Origin of the sequence: Chryseobacterium sp. MA9 (assembly GCF_024399315.1) — a bacterium.
Taxonomy (GTDB): Bacteria; Bacteroidota; Bacteroidia; order Flavobacteriales; family Weeksellaceae; genus Chryseobacterium.
This window is the reverse complement of the sequence record NZ_CP075170.1, coordinates 3,397,870-3,416,102: the sequence shown is the minus strand read 5'-3', so window position 1 is coordinate 3,416,102 and position 18,233 is coordinate 3,397,870. Positions and strand designations below refer to the sequence as shown.

The following is an 18,233-nucleotide window of genomic DNA, read 5'->3' as shown; positions in this document are numbered from 1 at the left end:
ATAAAGGTAAATAAAAGCGGGCATATTTTAATATTTTACCGACTTTTCTCCTTCTGAAGCTCTTTTTCAATCATATTTCTTTCCCACTCGGAATCAAAAAGAAACAGTTTTACGGCCTTGATAAGGATAATAAATCCCCAGATCCCAAGGATGGTATACCTGTCAAATAATCGAAAATTAATCATCTTTTCGCCAAAAATATCATCAGGAATGATAAGAACAGCAAAAATGGCAAATATAAAAATGCTTTTATAGAATTTTCTGATGTTCTTTGTTCTTTCGGTTGCAGTTTCGTAATCCATGATCGTGTAAGTTTTTAATTATGATGATTATTAGAATGATTTTATTTTACTTTTTTCCTCTTTCTCCATCAGCTCTTTTATCTTTTTTTCTTCCCAGCTTTTTCCAATTCCGAATACGTTTATTGCATGAAACGTAATTCCTATTCCCCAGCCCAGCATTGGCCATAAAAACCATAAGTATCCCGGAGCTGTTATAAGGTTCAGGATTGCCAGAAATGGAATAACAATACAGTAAGAAGTAAGATTTCCGTAAAACTCTTTTAATTCTTTTACTCTTCTGGATGCCTTTCTGTAAGCGATCGTTTCTTTATTTGGTAAAATTTCCATAATGTTTTGTTTTTAAAAGGTTAATTTGTTTTTTCTTGAGTCAAAGGTAGGTCAGGAAGAGGGCTCAAATCAATTTTATATTACCGAATCGTAGATTATGATGTCCGAATCGTAAAAACGTGTAATTAATAGATAAACGGGATCAGTTTCTTTGTACTTTTTCTGTATTCAAGATATTCATCACCGAACCGTTCTACCAAAGCCTGTTCTTCAATCTTAATCCTGTAGGCAAAAGCTAAAAACGGAGGTACAAAAGCAAAGATTAATGACAGCCAGTTATTTAAATACAAACCAAGGCCAAGAGAGGTCAGCAGAGAAAAGGCATAAGAAGGATGTCTCAGGTATTTATAAAACCCCTCTTTTTTGATTTTATGATCCTGTCTGATGGTAACATCTACCGTAAAATATTTCCCCAGAGATCTGATAATCATATATCTGAAGAGAATCCCGATAACAATAAGGAGTTCCCCCAGATAAAAAATCCAGGTTTCATCAACAATCGTGAAATGGGTATTATAAGATATGAATATCGAACTCATTATAGAAAAAGGAATGGCTAGCCATAAAATATTCAGAGTAGATTTATCCTTGTTTTTTTGATCTTCTTTACCTGATTTCAATATATTTTTGTAAAGGAATTCTGTAAGAAACCAGGCGACCATTGAAATGTAGAACAGAATTGATAAAGTATTCATGTTTAATGAGTTTTAAAGTTAAAAGTGTTTTTAGCTAAAAATAAAAAGGTATTTCCTTAATGATCTTTTTGCTTATCCATAAGTTCTTTTATCTTCTTATCTTCCCATTTTCTGATAAAATTAACCCCGGGCAAAAAAACCGTAACAGCGTGTGCTGCAAGCCCTATCCCCCAGAAAGTGGCGGTAAAAAAATTTTTAAACTGAAAATAACTTTCACCGGGTTTCAGGTTCATACAGTTATACACAACAATCATAGCATTCACTGCGATATAAGCGAATAAATGTCCGTAAAATCCCCGTAACCTTTCTACCTGTCTTCTGGCACGTTGATATTCAATATCATTTTCGTCAAATCTTTCCATCGCTTTATTTTTTTTGTTTGTTCATAATTTCACGAATCTTCTTTTCCTGCCATGATTCTCCTACTCCAAACACCTGAAAAGCATGGGAAGCAACCCCAATTCCCCATCCCAGTACAGGAAACCAAAACCAGTGGTTTCTGCTGCTTGTAAAAAGATTAATGAAGATTAAAAAGGCGCTTACGGTACAATAAGAAATAAGGTTCATATAAAAGCTTTTAATCTCTTTTACTCTCTTTTGTGCGCGATTGTAAGCTACAGAATCATCTTCAGGTTTTGCATTGGAAATATGCGGCTTAGTCAAAAGCATCGGAAGTTTTACTTTAAAATGATCTTCTGACTTTTCTATGAAGACATTTCGATCGGTAAGCAGAGAATAGCGCTGTACAATATTAGCAAGACCAATCCCAGAGCTTTCTTTGATCTGTTCTCTTACCTGAAGATTATTTTCAATACAGAGGATATTTCCGGCTGAAAAAATTCTTATCACCAAAGGTTTTGATGACGTAGCAAAATTATGCTTGATGCAGTTCTCCAACAGCAGCTGCAGAGCCAATGGAACAACATATTTCTGATAGTCTTCCTCGGCAACATCAAAAGTAAAATCTACACTGTCTTCAAACCTTGTTTTCAAAAGATCGCAATAGGTTTTTGCAAATTCTATCTCATCTTCCACCGTTACAAGCTCTTTATCTTTCTGTTCAAGTACGTAACGGTAAATCTTTGACATTGAAGCTGTAAACTTCTGGGCCTGTTGTGGATTTTCATCAATCAGTGAGCTTAAAACATTCAGAGAATTGAAAAGGAAGTGAGGGTCCAGCTGGTTCTTTAAGCTCTCAAACTGAGCATTTGCCGATTTGGCGATAAGCTTCTGCTCTACTACTTCTTTTCTGGAAGTCTTCTTCAGCTCTTCCATAAAACTCTTAGCATGAAGGAAAGCTGAAATAAGAAGAGCAATATTGATCATAAACCAATTGGTGACTCCATATTTTGATGAAAAAAACTCTTCTGTAGTTGCCGTTTTTTGGATAACCACATAGTTCATATAATTGCAGAAATAGACCAGAATAAAGTTGCCGATAATGATAGAAATAATACTTAAAACAGCTCTCGTTCGGGTAGCTTCCGACCACGGAAATTTCCTGTTGAGAAATTCATTGATAAATCCGTTTCCAAATCCCAATACAAAAGAATACATTGTTGAAAGAAGCAGTGTGATCAAAAAGGTCTGCAAAGTCTTTTCATCATTAAAAAACAAAAAGAAAAACAATGTGGTTCCTAATGATGTCCAGAGTAATATTGTAAAGTATTTCCGTTTCATGATCTGTTTTCTTGACTCAAAATTAGTTTTTATTAAAGGTATCAAAAATTAATTCTTACCGAAGGGCTGATTTTCTTCTCTGAACGGTATAAAAAAACCTTCACGAATGAAGGTTGATTGATATGTAAAGCAGAGAATGTACTATTTCGCTTTTTCTGCCGGAAGACTTAGAAAATAATCGGCTTCTCCTCTTCCCCAGTTAGGATCTAAACCAGTCTTAGGTTTATAGGTTTTAAATTTTGCCTGTGCATCTTTGAACATTTCCAATCCTTTGGTTTTGCTTCCGCCGTACTGTTCAGGAGTAAAGTAAATGTCTTCTGCCTTAATCAGGGCAATTCTTGGATTCGCGGGTTCCAATTTTTCTGCAATATTAAGTTCTTCAGCAGCTCTGGCACCGTCCGTCATATAACGCTGTGCCGGATTTACCATCATTCTCAGGGAATAAGACATTTTTCTTAACAGATGAATTTCTGCATTATCTGCTCCGGCAAGATTCTGCGCCATTGACAGCTGCTTCTCGGCCTGATCTGCAATAGCATCCAATTCCTGCATTTTTCCGTCTCTCATCAATGTTCTTCCTTTTTGGATATAAGAAAATGCCGAATAATATGCCGGAAGCCATTTTGTGCTTTCCTTACTTCCTATTCTCTGAAAATCATTGGCCAGAGTCTGAAAATCTTCCGCTGTTTTACAGACTTCTATTCTTCCGATTTTTTCAGCCATTATTTTGTCATAATCTGCCTGTGCAAAAGCTGTTAAGCTCACAAAAGCTAAAGCAAAGCTTAAAAGGTATTTTTTCATAATATCAAATTTTAAAAGTTAGTTATGTTTGTTTGCCCTAAGGTATGTTTTTTATAAATTATTATTGATGGCATCGTCTGTTTTGTCTACTCCAAAACTTATAAACGCTCCTATAAAAACAAAAGTATTGACTGGTGGAACGATTGCAGAACTTCTGGAACCATCCGCTGAGAAATTATAGCCATATACATTTTTTGATCCTAAAATATTGCTGACACTCAATACAAATACCGGAAAAGCTTTCGCATCTTTTTTACCAATATTCGGAAGATAGTTAACACTGAAATTCAATGCGTTGTAATCTTTTAACCGTCCTTCATTCCGGATAAAATTTACAGCTTTTCCATCTTTAAATGTAGAGGCAATATCATAATAAGGTCGTCCTTTTGCATACGTATAAGATAAGTTTACCCCAAGTTTCCATTCCGGAATAAATCTTTTTGCTACTGCAGAAAGGGTGTGTTCAGCGGCAAAACTTGGCTGCAGGCTGACCGGATAATTAAGAAAATCTCTTTTGGAATCCAGGTATGAGTAGCTGATCCAATAATCAATATTTTCAAACGTTTTTTTATTGTCTCTCCAGAAAAACTCCACTCCTTTTGCATATCCGTATCCACTGTTGCTTAATGCGGTTTGAGTCTGCTGATTCTGTTCCTTATCCGGTGTAACATTAAATGTTTTAATCAATTGGTCATATTTTTTGTAAAATGCTTCAAAACGCAACGTCCTTCCTTCCGATGCTCTCTGAACCTGAAAAATATAATGCTGAGACTGCTGGAAACCAAGATCTGCAGGACCATTGATGTATTTACTTTCCGGATTCTGATAAAAAAGACCGTAAGCTAAGGAAGTTGTCCAGTCTTTTGCCAGACGGTAAGCAATGGCAAAACGCGGAGCAATATTATTCTTTCCTAAAAAAGAAGAATGTTCTGCCCTTACTCCTATTTTCGCTGACAGTGCATTACTGAACCCCAAATCTGTTTCAAGAAAAGCGGAAGAAATCAAATCTTTATAATGCTTCTGCACTGCTTCAAAATTCAGGTTTTCATCAGTATTATTCAACTCAAACCCTCCTCTTACAGCACTGATTCTGTTGATCTTTCTTTCAAGAACCGCTTTGAAATTCAAATAATTTCCATCCGTGAGAAGTTGACTTCTATTGGATTCAACATCATTGGTTTCTGTAGAAAAATGAAGATCAGATCTGTTGTAAGAGTAAGATCCGCCTACATTCAGAAGGTATTTTCCAAATTTCTGTTTAAAAGAAAGATTATGAAAAGTATTTTTACCGTTAAGTTTTACCAGACTGAAATCATATTTAGGCTCAAGACTTTCTGACCTGACTCCCATTTTATTGGAGTTGAACATCCCATAATATTTGAAAAAGCCACCTGATTTTGTTTTAAATCTGAAATTCAGATCTCCATTAAGACCCTGTGGTGCTTCAACAAAATCTGTATTAAAATTAAAGACTTTCTGCATCAGACTTAAAATAGAATATCCTGCTGTAGCACCGTAAGAATAGTTTTTATTATCTCCCAACTTTTGAAATCCGGCACTAAGGAAAATAGGCGAAACACCTAAACTGTAAGAACTCTCATCCGGAAGATCAACACTTTCCAGCATCAAAGCACCTGAAAGAGCCTGACCGTATAACGCAGAATATCCACCGCTTGAAAATATATTTCCTTTGAAAAGGGAGGTATTGAACTGATCTCTTCCTGCAATTCCTGGTACAGAATTAGAAAAATAATTGTTGATAAGACTTCCGTCCATAAAAATTTTAGACTCTGTTCCTGTACCTCCTCTGATAAAAAGGCCTTCAGTTCCACCTACTTTTTGTACTCCCGGAAGATAGGTCAATGCTGAAGAAATCTGTCCGTCCGCACCAGCTGTAGTATAAATATCTATGGGAGTAAGTAATGCTGTTGCTCGTTTCTTATCACTCGCTTCAATGGATCCTGCAGAAACTACTACTGCATCAATTTCACTGATCTGTTCTTTAAGATCAATATTCAAGGAGAGATCCTGGTTTTCAATAGAGACCGCCCTTTCTACATCTTCATATTTCGGGTGGGTAAAAATGATTTTGTGAGCTCCTTTTTCTGAAGTTTCAAATGTAAAATTACCCTGAGCGTCTGTAGTTGTACCGTCATAGGTATCTTTCAGAGTAACGTTTACTTCGCCTACGCCTTTATTTTTAAAGGATACTTTTCCCGATATTTTTACCTGGGAATATCCCATGATGGAAGCGAGAAGGAGAATCAGGAACAGTATGTTTTGTCCTTGTGTTTTCATTTTTATTGTTTTCTGGGTCAAAAATAGTACAAGAAATGCCCTTCTGTAAAAAATTTATTACCGAAAGGCATTCTTTTGCTACCGAATGGGAAATTAGTGAATCGGAATACAAAAATCAACGATCATTTTTCCTTCCGGATGCTCTTTAAAATTAGAGTGATAGATTTCGTAAGGAAAGGTTCTTCTGGTAGTGTAATTGTTCTCATTCATCCATAAAAATAAAGAAACCCAGCATTGCTCGAAGTCATCCAAAGTAACTTCACCACTTCCTACAATATATTTTCCGGCATCTATGGTTTCAGCAAATACTTCGCCCTCCTGCTGTATCAGTATTTCATCCAGGAGCATGCAGGCATGGATTCTTACTTTATCAAGAGGCGTTATTTTGCAGCTGTCATGATAAACGGAAATCATTTTGACACTTTCCCGCGGAAAAAGGTTTTTCCTGATAGCCCAGTCTATTAATATGTTGAAAGAAGATTCAACATTGGCAATTCCAAGGCTCATCACAGATGCCAGATTCATTTCCGGCATTTCCTTTACTTCGATTTTTAAATTCATATTGGTCCAATTTAACAGGTTTTCGATATTGCAAATGTATTGGCTGAAAACCGTATCAATTTGTCCGTTCTTGCTATGTGTTTGTAAAATCTTGTGAAATTTTTCTGGAGCTGATCTGCGGAATTCTGTAGGAGGCAGACCGTAATGTTTTTTGAATGTTTTGCAGAAAGTTGAGTGGTTTGAAAATCCAAGATTCCAATAGATATCTTTGATCTCCATGTTTTTATGCATCGCCAGATGAAGAGCGCTTTTTTCTATTTTCTTCCTGATAATATAGCTCTGAAGGGTCTCACCGGTAACGAGCTTAAATATTCTGTGGAAATGAAAAGGTGAATAAGCGCTTACCTCTGAAACTTTCTCCAGAGACAAATCCGAATCAATATGATGATCAATATATTGAATTGTTTTTACAATCCGTTTTTTATACTCTTCCAATTCAAAGTTGTTAGTTTACAAAGATATTTTTCCAGGACGGAATTCTGTTGTCATTTATTGCTATTATATGGGATCCGGCTTTTTTTACTATAAAATATTATCTTCAAAATGTTTAAAAAGAGGGATTGTATTTTTAATTTCCGGATCTGAAGAGGCAATATAACTATGGTAGTTTTCATGAATAAAAATTTTTTTTATAAAGAACTTTTCTTCATCAATAATACATTCGTCATGTATCACTTCAAAAGAATCTAAAGAAAGCATCATACCCGCTCCATGTGCTTTTATGACAGCTTCTTTTCTTGTCCAACAGGTAAAAAATGCTTTTGCTCTGTCTTCTGAATCATAAATTTCCCGAATCTCATTAGAAGTCATCTGAGATGTAAAGTCAAAATAACTTACTTCAGGATCATTAAATTCCAGATCTATTCCCAAAGGATATTCTGCAATTGCACAGGCAACAAGATCTTTGGAATGCGATATATTAAAATGAAGGTTTTGTCCTATCAAATAAGGTTTTTTGTTGGGGAGAATACCTGTTTCCACATCCGTGATGTTATAAAAAGTTCTTAATCCGTACTGTAGAAGCACTTTTCCCAATAAAGAAAGCTGTGCATCCTGCCACCTTCTATATTTCAGAATATCTCTTTTACTATCTTCAGAAAAAAGAGGCACATACCGGTCAATGAGAGACTGGTGTTTTTCTTCGCTAATGAATGTATATAGAATGATCATTTTCTATTTCTTCTTTTGATACTGGGAATAATTACTTTCACGTTAAAAATAAGCTTTTTTTCATCCCTTTTTAAAGCAATTAACCTTGTTGGTCAAAGTTGCAGAATCTGAGGCTGAAACGTAAGGGATTTCGGCCATACTGTGCTGTGTCTTTTGAAAAAAAGACTGGAATCATAAAGCGCTTTGGAAAATCTTTTATAATTTTAGGGTAAAATCACTATAAATCATTTAAAAAATGAAAGTACAAACATTAGCATTATTGGCGGGATTTACATTTTTTGCAGTTTCATGCGGAACAACAAAAACGTACTCCGTAAATGCCAAAAGCGGAACACAGACAGGAGGAACGGCCAAGTTTACTCAAAATGGAAATGAGGTAACAATGAAGCTGGATATCACCAATCTTACTCCTGGAATCCATGCAGTACACATTCATGAAAAAGGAGACTGCTCTGCAGCAGACGGAACTTCTACCGGAAGCCACTGGAATCCTTCCAAGAATGATCATGGTAAATGGGGTGCTGAACATTTCCATATGGGAGATATAGGAAACCTGATTGCTGATGAGAGCGGAACTGCAACATTGACTTTCAAGACAGACAAATGGTGTCTGGGCTGTACAGATGAGTCTAAAAACATCATCGGAAAAGGTCTTATTGTACATGCAGCAGCAGATGATTTCCATACCCAGCCTACCGGAAATGCAGGAGGAAGAGTGGGATGTGTAGAAATTAAGTAATCCTGTTACTCAATAAAAAAACCGCTAATTTTCATTAGCGGTTTTTTTATGTTTAGGATTTAGCTCCCATATCTGATACAATATTCATTGCTTCCTGCAGGTAAAGATCTTTTTTCAGATTTTTGATCCACATTTCAGATTTCTTCTTGAAAGCTTCGTCTTTTTTCTCTCTTTCAATTTCACTTGGATACATGATGAACTGAAGTCCGTTCTCAAATTTAGTCAAAGCCTTGAACTTTTCAATCTGAGACTTCCTGTTCTTCATCAATTCATTAAACTTAGTGATATTCAAAGTGATGTTTTCTTCTTTGTCCAGTTTTTCTCTCCACTGAGCAGACTCTAATAACAACTGATAATTGCTGTTTTTAGCCATTCTGTCTGCACTTGCTTTTTCCAGCGCCTGAATGTTGAAATAGTTCAGTTTCTGGAATTTTGTAGGTGGAATCTTATCCCATGCCAGAGCATAGTCATCATATCGCTCTCCTACTTCGGCATAGGTAAAGAAGTCTTTCATCTGGATATCAGAAACGATTCCTTTTCTCTGTGTAGATTCTCCGGTAATTCTGTAGAACTTCTGGATAGTAAGTTTTAAAGATCCGAAATCATCTTCTGTGTTCAGGAATCTGTTCAGATCAACAAAAGTCTGAACGGTTCCTTTTCCGAAAGACTGCGGAGATCCGATAATCATTGCTCTTCCATAATCCTGCATCACTCCTGCAAGGATTTCTGAAGCCGAAGCTGAAAGCTCGTTTTGCATGATCACCAATGGACCTGTCCAGATAGGAGTTTCATTTTTATTTTTAAGAGTCTGAATTTTGCCATTTCCATCTTTCACCTGAACGTAAGGGCCTGCTTCCATGAAAAGCCCCATAATATCTCCTACTTCAGTTAAAGAACCACCTCCATTATTTCTAAGGTCAAGAATGATTCCCTGAATATTTTGTTCTTTCAGCTTAATGATCTCATTTTTAATATCATCAGAAGCATTTCTTCCTTTTGCATTTTCAAAATCAGCATTAAAGCTTGGAAGGTTGATGAAACCATATTTCTTTCCAGTTGGAGTGTTCACTACGATACTTCTTGCGAAAGTGTCTTCAATAGCTACTTCCTCACGGATCATTGTTACGTCCTTGATAGTACCGTCTTTTTTCTGAACAGTCAGTGTTACCGGAGTTCCTTTCTCACCTCTGATCAGTCTTACCGCTTCATCAGAAAGCATTCCTACCACATTTACAGCATCTTCTTTCGGTTTGGACCTTACTTTCAGGATTTTATCACCTTCTGAAAGCTGTTTAGATTTCCATGCCGGTGCACCAATGGTAAGAGCACCCAGATAAAGATTTCCTTTTTTCTCCTGGATCAATGCTCCGATACCGATTACTTTTCCAGTAAACTGAGTATCAAAATCTTCTTTATCTTTTGGGGAATAATAGTTGGTATGCGGATCAAATACTTCTGTATAAGCATTCATATATACGGTAAACCAATCCATTTTCTTTCTCTTTTTGAATCGGGTAAAGGTATCTTTTACAAGATCTTTTACTTCATCAGTCGCTTTTTTGATCTTTTCGTCCTGAGTAAGAGGCTTAAACTTGATCGTATCTTTCAACTTGTACTTCTGAACAGAGTCTTTCTTTTCTTTCTGAGCTTCTTCTTTGCTGTTCATTGACTCTACTTCCTGTAGGATATTGTATTTGATGAATTTTTTCCACTCGTTATACTGTTCCTGCTTGTTGGCAGGTACCTTTTTGAGTTTAGGCTCAAGGGTAAGCGTTTCATCTTCCTGAAGATTGATTGGCTTACTGAAAATATCCTGTGTTATTTTATCGATCTCATCCACTCTCTGGTATAGTCTGTCAATCGTAAGCTTATAGAATGTAAGATCACCCTGGCTGATATAGTCATCAAGCTTTGTTTCATGCTTGTTGAATTCATCCATATCAGATTGCAGAAAATATCTTTTCGCTGGATCTACCAATTCGAAATAATGCTTATAAACGTCCTTCGAATAGGCATCATTGATAGATTTGGGGCTATAATGCAGATAAGAAAGTGTGTTTTTTACGCTCACCATTATCGTCTGCATCTTTTCATCGTCATTCTTTGGCGAGTTGAAACAAAACATTAGACTGGTTAATGGAATAAGGAGTAAAAATTTATTCAGTTTGAAATTTTTCCACATAAACTGTCTTTATTTATTAATTTTTTTAAAATAAGTATAATAATTAGTAGCAGTAAGTTTGGTACTGTTACAAATGATCAAATTTAATACCTTATTTGCAATTATCAGATAGTTTTGAACATTTTTATTAAATAGATTTACAAATAATAATAACAGTGTTAGCCATTTCCTATTATCAGGCAGTTTAACTCCAGAAATGAAGTAATTATCATTTTATTTTCAGGGAAGAGATCCAACTTTTATTTCTTACTGAAAATTAAAACAGATACCACAAAAATGAATTTCAAGGCATAAAGGCACAAAATATGCTGATATTTAATCAAATAACTTTAAAATGTAAAGTCATGAGAAGTTTATTATGGTTAATTGCAGTCATCTGCATCGTTGTTTGGCTTTTAGGAATGTTAGGAATAGTTCCGGGTATCAGCACGGGTTATTTGATTCACATTCTACTGGTCATTGCCATTGTTGTTATTCTTTATAACATCATTACAGGCAGAAAACCTCTTGATTAGTTTATTATTTTGTACAACCACTTAAATTAAACAACCATCAGGCTTAACAGGTGCTTTTCAGCTGAACAGGATCAGATTCTGTTTGGAAAAGCATCTGTAAAGTACTGAGGGTATTAATGAAACAGAAATCGATATTTTGATAAACTAAAATTAAATCAATGTATTAATTTTCCTTAATTCCTGATTTATTTTCCAACCTTAAATTCTCCTTTTCCTTTCCCGCAGCCCATTTTATAATAAAAACAGGGCAATCTCTACTCTGAATCCGAAACAATTAATAATAAAAACAGCTGTTTTATTACGTCTTATTTTTGCCTACATTTGATGTGTTGAAAATCTATTTGTTCAATTCTAAAATGAACAAATTCACTCTATTTGAATAAAAAATATTAAAGATAATTTATGGAAAGACCGCTTATTCTGGTTACTAATGATGATGGAATTACAGCTCCTGGTATCAGAAATCTTATCAGTTTTATGAATGAAATCGGAGAAGTAGTTGTTGTAGCACCCAACTCTCCTCAAAGTGGAAAAGGCCACGCTATTACCATTAATTCTACCCTAAGCTACGAAGAAGTTACTCTGGATGGCCCGCAGACTGATTTCTCATGCAGCGGAACTCCTGTAGACTGTGTAAAAATGGCTCTTGATAAAATTCTGAAAAGAAGACCTGATATTGTGGTTTCAGGAATCAATCATGGAGCAAATTCTTCTATTAATGTGATCTATTCGGGAACGATGTCTGCCGCTGTAGAAGCGGGTGTTGAAGGAATTCCAGCTATTGGGTTCTCATTACTGGATTTCAGTTGGGAAGCTGATTTTACCCAAGCTAAAGAATTTATTCAGAATATCGTAAGAAGAACCCTGGAAAACCCAATGCCAAAAGGTGTTGTACTGAATGTGAATATTCCTAAGCTTCCTGCTGAAGAAATAAAAGGAGTAAAAGTATGTAAACAGGCTCACGCAAAGTGGGAAGAAAGCTTTGATGAAAGAATAAACCCACACGGTAAAAAATATTACTGGCTAACTGGTTATTTTAACAATATGGATGATTCTGAAGATGCTGATGAAACAGCTTTGGCTAACGGGTATATTTCCATTGTTCCGGTAAAGTTTGACCTTACGGCATACGAATACATGAAAACATTAGAAGAGGTAATGACTTTTGAAAATGTAAAAGAAGAAAAATAAATCCCAGAAATTAAAAGTAAAAAAAGCGTGAAATTTGATTTTCACGCTTTTTTATGTATTAAAACAATACTTTATCTTCTTTTCTAAGTTCTTCGAGATAAGCCTTTTTTTCATCCCTATAGAAAAGGTTCATGGTTTCAAAAGGAATTAACTTCAAGTCTTTATTGACAATATGCACACAGGACTTTTTTACTGCCCGCACATCAAAATCATGGGCATCCATAAAGTTCATAATAATAATTCTAAACAGGTTATCATAATCAAGATCCGGGGCACAAACTTCCGGAAGACAGCATAGTAACTGATTTACTTTGGGCTGCACTTTATCTACAGAAATACCGGTACTGAATATATCCAGCAGTTGCATATGCAGCCCCTTATCCTGTTCGTAAACGATGGTATTTCTTGATTCATTATTCAGAAGATCTGCAGGATTTATATACCTGGTCAAAGGAATTGTTTCGTCCTGAAGTTTTAAAATATATCCCATAGCCAGGGAATCCGGATTACATGGAACCGGAATAATATCATCAGAGTTTAATAAAGGAAACTGATTGATTATTTCCTGCCTTACCTCAGTTAAAGTAATCTTTTCATGAGCAGAATCTTCCCGGTTTCTTCCTGCAATTTCAACAGGCTGGAAAGTGATTCCCCTCACACATTTTTGTTTCAAGGCAAATTCTATAATTTTTCCAATTTCATCAATATTTTTTCCTTTTTGAAGGACAATAACTAATGTAGTGGAAAGATTAAGCTCATTAAGTTTTTCCAACGCTTTCATTCTTACAGCAGTAAGATCCTTTCCTCTAAAGTCTTCTAATACTTCCGGTTTAAATGAATCAAACTGCAGGTATATTTCAAACTCAGGAGCGTAGGTCGCCAGCTGTTCAGCAAATCCCGGATCATTGGCAATTCTGACGCCATTGGTATTCAGCATGAGATGTTTAATTGGTTTTGACTTTGCAATATCCATAATTTTGAAAAACTCCGGATGAATCGTAGGTTCTCCCCCACTGATCTGGACTACGTCCGGCTCACCTTCATTTTTTACAATAACATCAAACATAGCTTCAATTTCTTCCAGACTTCTATGACTTCCATAATGCGGAGATGACATAGCGTAACAAGTTGGACAAGTCAAATTACATCGATCCGTAACTTCTACGATAGAAAGACAACTATGCTGTTCATGATCTACACAAAGTCCACAATCATAAGGGCATCCATATTCTACATCGGTTCCGAAGTGAAGCGGCATTTCTGATGCTTTGTTATAGTTTCTTATGTTTTTATAATAAGGTACATCGGAAGCTATTTTTGTTTTAAAAAAACCATGATCAGGACATCTTTTGGTCATAAAAACAGCTTCATCCTCAATAATGATCTTAGCACCGACTCTTTTAAGACATTCCGGGCAAAGACTGATTGTATAATCGTAATAAGTATAATTTCTTACTGGCATAGTTAATTTTTAAAATGCTTATCCGCAGATATATCCGCTTATTAGCCCACAGATCAATAAACAAATAACAAAAGTCTGTATAAACTGTTTTTTGCTGAACTTCCTGTTATCCTTGCTTTCATAAATCAGTTTTGTAATAAATGTAACAATAATAGACAAAAACGCAGCTCCCAAAATCATTGCCCCAACAATAAAGATTACCAGGCCGGTCAGATCACCAACTTCCAAAAGTGTTAATAGGTTCATCTTGAATATTTTAAAGTGGTTTGACTGTTTTTAATAGTATAAATGTAGTAAATAATAATACAAATACATACAAGTTGAATAGTTCCCAGATTTCCAGCAATTTCAATTCTTGGTTTAATGAAGTCTAATAAGAATCTGAATGTAAAATAACTCAGCATAAAGATCTGAAAGAGAAAACCAGACGTGTATTTTTTCTTTCTCTGTATATATTTAAGAACGACCCAAAGACTAACAAGAAAGACTATTTCATATAGGGCTACAGGATGTCTTAAATATTGATCACCTAGATGCATTCCAAAAGCAGAATCCGTTGGAATGCCATAAGTTTCCTCATAAACTCCTGTAAGAAAGCAGCCAATCCTACCAATGATCATAGCCAGCATTAAGGGAAAAACCACCAGATCTCCTGTACTTTCTTTATGATTGACTACTTTTTTAGCCAGTTCGACACCTAATAATCCAAAAGCCAGGCCTCCGACAATTGTATTACTTGACCAGAGCTTCTGAAAACTAAAACTGTCAAACATTGTATAAGGATTTTCCAGATTTCCTATACATTTGGAGCCTAGTAATGCTCCTGCCGTTGCTCCGATCAAAACTGAAGCAGAAATATTGAATGATAGCTTCTCAGCTGATTTTCTCTTAAGGTAAAAATAATACCTCATACCCAAAAATATTCCTACAGCCTCAAAAAGAGGATGTGCAAGGATTGCTTTGCCGAAAATATGAAAAGTTACAGGAAAATCCATTATTTCAAAAATACACTATTTCATATTATTCACTACCTTTATTCTGACAAATAATTACAAAATGCGTATAGAAAATGACATAAAACTGGGGTTTAAGGATGTAATGTTCCGCCCCAAACGTTCTACTTTAAAATCCAGATCAGAAGTTGATTTACAGAGGGAATTTACTTTTAAACATACTAAGAAAAAATGGACAGGCGTTCCTGTAATTGCCGCCAATATGGATACTGTAGGAACTTTTGAAATGGCTGTAGAGTTGGCAAAAGAAAAGATTATTACAGCTATTCATAAACATTACACTCCTGAACAATGGGATGAGTTTCTGCAGAGCCAGCCTGAAAGTATTCATCAATATATTGCTTTAAGCACAGGAACAGGAAAAGCTGATGAAGAAAAAATAAGACTGATCCTTGAAAAGCATCCAAAAATAGAGTTTCTATGCATTGATGTAGCCAATGGTTATTCTGAGCATTTCGTTGGGTTTGTGAAGAAAGCAAGGGCTAATTTTCCAGATAAAATCATCATCGCCGGAAATGTCGTTACAGGAGAAATGGTAGAAGAGCTTCTTCTTGTAGGTGCAGACATCATAAAGGTAGGTATTGGCCCCGGGTCTGTTTGCACTACCAGAGTAAAGACAGGAGTAGGTTATCCTCAGCTTTCTGCTATTATTGAATGTGCTGACGCTGCCCATGGTCTGGGAGGTCATATTATTGCTGACGGAGGATGTAAAGTTCCCGGCGATGTTGCAAAGGCTTTTGGAGGCGGTGCAGATTTCGTAATGCTGGGCGGGATGTTTGCCGGTCATGATGAAAGTGGAGGAGAAATGATTGAGGAAAATGGTAAAAAATACCGCCTTTTCTATGGGATGAGTTCCAAAACTGCAATGGATAAGCATTCCGGAGGTGTAGCAGAATATCGTGCTTCGGAAGGAAAAACCGTAAAAGCAGCTTACAAAGGTCCTGTGGCAGACACCGTAAAAGATATTTTGGGAGGTGTAAGATCTACCTGTACCTATGTAGGAGCTTCAAAGCTTAAAGAGCTTTCCAAGAGAACCACTTTTATCCGGGTTCAGGAACAGGAAAACCAGGTTTTTAAAGACTAAAATAAAAACATAATAAAAGGCTTTAGAATTATTATCTAAAGCCTTTATTTATTCTTTTGTTCTGATATATTTCTTATTAAAGTATTTTTGGAGCTGATCATTTACATAGGTTTCCTTTTCTTTTACTGAAGCCATTTCGTCTATATATAAAATTCTCGGAACCTCTTTTATTTTATCTACTACAACGGAGTCTTGAGAAGAATTTCTAATGACATTTATTCTTTTGTCCATTTCTCTCTCATATTCCTTAAGATCTGTGTCCAGAAGCTCCATGACTATATTTTCACCATTAAAATCAATATTAAAATAATAATATTTTTCCGGGAAAATTTTAAGTTCAGGAAGAAAAATAATGAGGAGAGAGACCCACCAGAACTTTTTAATTTTTTCAAATCTAAAATATAATAACAGTGAAAAAGTCACGAGAAAATAAAATAGTATGCTTTCAAACTGTCTTGCAATAGAGGTGAGAATATAGCTCGTAAATAACAAAGGAATCAGGGAGACAGACCAAAATAAAACGGCTTTTTTAAATGTTATCTGAATGGTAATCTTTTTAAGTTCTTCTTCAAAAACCTTTATAAATAATGGAATTACTGCAATAACTTTTAATCCTACATAGGCCGTATCAGCACCAAAAAGAGCAATTCTTTTCAGCCATTTTACAATTCCTCTTTCCACCTCTCCCATTCTGTTGAAATTTCCTGGTGCGAGAAAACATGCAAGCAAAAAAACGGTTCCTAACAGGACCAAAAACAAGCTTTCTTTATTGCGTTTCTGATAATAAGATACTAACAGAAGGCCTTCAAGAATCAATGCCAGAATTTCATTAGATCCCATCAGAATTATGATAAACAAAACCGAAAGGTAAAACCACATTTTCCGTTTTGTATCCTGATATTTTTTGAAAAGATACAGTAAGATACCGGATAAAATAACAGGAACGAAATAGACATTGGAACCTGTAATCCAGAAGTAATGCTCTGGTAAGCTTACAAGAAGTACGGTATAAAAGAAAAACAGAAGAAATCCTTTTTTGAGGGATTCTTTCAGAGAATAGTTGAAATATTCTTTAAAGTTTAATGCTGAAACTCCAATAAAGGAGAGCATTAAGAAGACAGGATATATTTTCGGGAGAATATTATTTTTGTCATAAAAGACAGGATTAAACATATTAATTGAATATCCGAAATACCTTCCGCCCCAGTTTGTATAGGTATCTATAAAGCTTTGCAGCAACCCTGATTTTCTGGTCGTATAGGACCAGAAATAATCATCGGTCTGATATACATTAAAAAAACTGATGTATGCCAGACCGATGCCTATTAAAACCGACAAGAATAATACTATATTCTGTACTTTTTTCATTTTTTAAGTTAACATTCCACCGTCAACGTTTAACGTTTGTCCGGTAATGTAAGCTGACATTTCGCTGCCCAGGAATACACATGCATTCGCGATATCTGCAGGCTGTCCTCCTCTCTTCATTGGAATTTCTTCTCTCCATCCCTGAACTGTTTTCTCATCCAGAACGGCAGTCATTTCCGTTTCAATGAAACCTGGAGCGATAGCGTTACATCTGATATTTCTTGATCCCAATTCCAGTGCCACAGATTTTGTAAACCCGATAACCCCAGCTTTAGAAGCTGCATAGTTGGCTTGTCCGGCATTTCCTTTCACACCTACTACAGAAGTCATATTGATGATAGATCCAGATCTGGCCTTCATCATCGGCTTGATTACCGCTTTGGTAAGGTTAAAAACTGAATCTAAGTTTACTTTGATTACTTTATCCCAATCTTCTTTGGACATTCTCAATAATAAGTTATCTTTTGTAATCCCTGCATTGTTTATCAAAATATCAATCTGCCCGAACTCTGCCATTACATCTTCCACCAATTTCTGAGCAGCATCATAATCTGATGCGTCAGACTGATATCCCTTAATTTGGGTTACAGAACTTAAAGCTGCTTCTAATTCTTTTGCTTTGTCTACAGAGCCCGCGTAGGTAAATGCTACTTTTGCTCCCTGCTGAGCAAACATTTCAGCGATACCTTTACCGATTCCTCTTGTAGCTCCGGTAATTAGTGCTACTTTTCCTTCTAATATTTTCATATCTATTGACAATTATTTTCTTTTAACTCATTCAGCTTGTGACAGCTGACTCTTATAGTTTCTACAATTCCTATCCGGAATTAAACGGTTTGCAAAGA

Annotated in this window: 19 protein-coding genes; 4 read left to right on the top strand and 15 right to left on the bottom strand. The window is 35.7% G+C overall.

Going from position 1 to position 18,233, the window contains the following annotated elements; translation table 11 throughout:
• Positions 1 to 35: 35 nt before the first annotated feature.
• From KIK00_RS15520 to KIK00_RS15480, 9 genes are all read right to left on the bottom strand, one after another.
• Complete coding sequence (locus KIK00_RS15520) at positions 36 to 302, bottom strand: 2TM domain-containing protein (protein WP_255813271.1); 267 nt, start codon at positions 300 to 302, stop codon at positions 36 to 38.
• Between the two features lie 30 nt (positions 303 to 332).
• Entirely contained in the window at positions 333 to 629 is a 297-nt protein-coding gene (locus KIK00_RS15515; protein WP_255813270.1) for a 2TM domain-containing protein, read from the bottom strand.
• Positions 630 to 754: 125 nt separating this feature from the next.
• On the bottom strand, positions 755 to 1,324 hold the full coding sequence (locus KIK00_RS15510; RefSeq protein WP_255813269.1) for an isoprenylcysteine carboxylmethyltransferase family protein: 570 nt from the start codon (positions 1,322 to 1,324) through the stop codon (positions 755 to 757).
• Between the two features lie 56 nt (positions 1,325 to 1,380).
• Entirely contained in the window at positions 1,381 to 1,686 is a 306-nt protein-coding gene (locus KIK00_RS15505; protein ID WP_255813268.1) for a 2TM domain-containing protein, read from the bottom strand.
• A 4-nt stretch (positions 1,687 to 1,690) separates the two neighbouring features.
• Entirely contained in the window at positions 1,691 to 3,004 is a 1,314-nt protein-coding gene (locus tag KIK00_RS15500) for a 2TM domain-containing protein (RefSeq protein ID WP_255813267.1), read from the bottom strand.
• Positions 3,005 to 3,145: 141 nt separating this feature from the next.
• Positions 3,146 to 3,805 carry a hypothetical protein gene (locus KIK00_RS15495; RefSeq protein WP_255813266.1) on the bottom strand — a complete coding sequence of 220 codons (660 nt, stop codon included), beginning with the start codon at positions 3,803 to 3,805 and terminating at the stop codon, positions 3,146 to 3,148.
• A gap of 51 nt (positions 3,806 to 3,856) precedes the next feature.
• Positions 3,857 to 6,103 carry a TonB-dependent receptor gene (locus KIK00_RS15490; RefSeq protein WP_255813265.1) on the bottom strand — a complete coding sequence of 749 codons (2,247 nt, stop codon included), beginning with the start codon at positions 6,101 to 6,103 and terminating at the stop codon, positions 3,857 to 3,859.
• Between the two features lie 93 nt (positions 6,104 to 6,196).
• The gene (locus tag KIK00_RS15485) at positions 6,197 to 7,099 is read right to left on the bottom strand and encodes a GyrI-like domain-containing protein (protein ID WP_255813264.1); all 903 of its coding nucleotides are present in this window, start codon (positions 7,097 to 7,099) and stop codon (positions 6,197 to 6,199) included.
• A gap of 87 nt (positions 7,100 to 7,186) precedes the next feature.
• Positions 7,187 to 7,834 (bottom strand): 4'-phosphopantetheinyl transferase superfamily protein, encoded by a 648-nt coding sequence (locus tag KIK00_RS15480; protein WP_255813263.1) that lies wholly within the window; start codon positions 7,832 to 7,834, stop codon positions 7,187 to 7,189.
• A 235-nt stretch (positions 7,835 to 8,069) separates the two neighbouring features.
• Here KIK00_RS15480 and KIK00_RS15475 point away from each other — a divergent pair, with 235 nt between their 5' ends.
• On the top strand, positions 8,070 to 8,573 hold the full coding sequence (locus KIK00_RS15475) for a superoxide dismutase family protein (RefSeq protein ID WP_255813262.1): 504 nt from the start codon (positions 8,070 to 8,072) through the stop codon (positions 8,571 to 8,573).
• A gap of 52 nt (positions 8,574 to 8,625) precedes the next feature.
• Here KIK00_RS15475 and KIK00_RS15470 read toward each other — a convergent pair whose 3' ends face one another.
• Complete coding sequence (locus KIK00_RS15470) at positions 8,626 to 10,755, bottom strand: carboxy terminal-processing peptidase (RefSeq protein WP_255813261.1); 2,130 nt, start codon at positions 10,753 to 10,755, stop codon at positions 8,626 to 8,628.
• 344 nt (positions 10,756 to 11,099) lie between these two features.
• Between KIK00_RS15470 and KIK00_RS15465 the strand changes: the two genes are divergently transcribed.
• Positions 11,100 to 11,270 carry a lmo0937 family membrane protein gene (locus KIK00_RS15465; protein ID WP_184558962.1) on the top strand — a complete coding sequence of 57 codons (171 nt, stop codon included), beginning with the start codon at positions 11,100 to 11,102 and terminating at the stop codon, positions 11,268 to 11,270.
• A 402-nt stretch (positions 11,271 to 11,672) separates the two neighbouring features.
• Positions 11,673 to 12,461, top strand: coding sequence for a 5'/3'-nucleotidase SurE (gene surE, locus KIK00_RS15460; protein ID WP_255813260.1), 789 nt, complete (start codon positions 11,673 to 11,675; stop codon positions 12,459 to 12,461).
• Between the two features lie 58 nt (positions 12,462 to 12,519).
• Here surE and KIK00_RS15455 read toward each other — a convergent pair whose 3' ends face one another.
• From KIK00_RS15455 to KIK00_RS15445, 3 genes are read right to left on the bottom strand one after another with little or no spacing between them, the layout of a single operon-like run.
• A complete protein-coding gene (locus KIK00_RS15455) occupies positions 12,520 to 13,923 on the bottom strand; it encodes a radical SAM protein (RefSeq protein ID WP_047377905.1) in 1,404 nt (467 codons plus the stop codon).
• An 18-nt stretch (positions 13,924 to 13,941) separates the two neighbouring features.
• Positions 13,942 to 14,169, bottom strand: coding sequence for a hypothetical protein (locus KIK00_RS15450; RefSeq protein WP_255813259.1), 228 nt, complete (start codon positions 14,167 to 14,169; stop codon positions 13,942 to 13,944).
• Positions 14,166 to 14,918, bottom strand: a complete 753-nt coding sequence (locus KIK00_RS15445; RefSeq protein WP_255813258.1) for a prolipoprotein diacylglyceryl transferase — start codon at positions 14,916 to 14,918, stop codon at positions 14,166 to 14,168. Before KIK00_RS15445 ends, KIK00_RS15450 begins: the two co-directional genes overlap by 4 nt.
• 61 nt (positions 14,919 to 14,979) lie before the next feature.
• Between KIK00_RS15445 and KIK00_RS15440 the strand changes: the two genes are divergently transcribed.
• Positions 14,980 to 16,020 carry a GMP reductase gene (locus tag KIK00_RS15440; RefSeq protein ID WP_255813257.1) on the top strand — a complete coding sequence of 347 codons (1,041 nt, stop codon included), beginning with the start codon at positions 14,980 to 14,982 and terminating at the stop codon, positions 16,018 to 16,020.
• A gap of 48 nt (positions 16,021 to 16,068) precedes the next feature.
• Here KIK00_RS15440 and KIK00_RS15435 read toward each other — a convergent pair whose 3' ends face one another.
• Positions 16,069 to 17,388, bottom strand: coding sequence for a DUF6056 family protein (locus tag KIK00_RS15435; RefSeq protein ID WP_255813256.1), 1,320 nt, complete (start codon positions 17,386 to 17,388; stop codon positions 16,069 to 16,071).
• A gap of 3 nt (positions 17,389 to 17,391) precedes the next feature.
• Positions 17,392 to 18,135: a 3-oxoacyl-[acyl-carrier-protein] reductase gene (fabG, locus tag KIK00_RS15430; RefSeq protein WP_047377912.1), complete on the bottom strand. Its 744-nt coding sequence runs from the start codon at positions 18,133 to 18,135 to the stop codon at positions 17,392 to 17,394.
• Positions 18,136 to 18,233 lie beyond the last annotated feature (98 nt).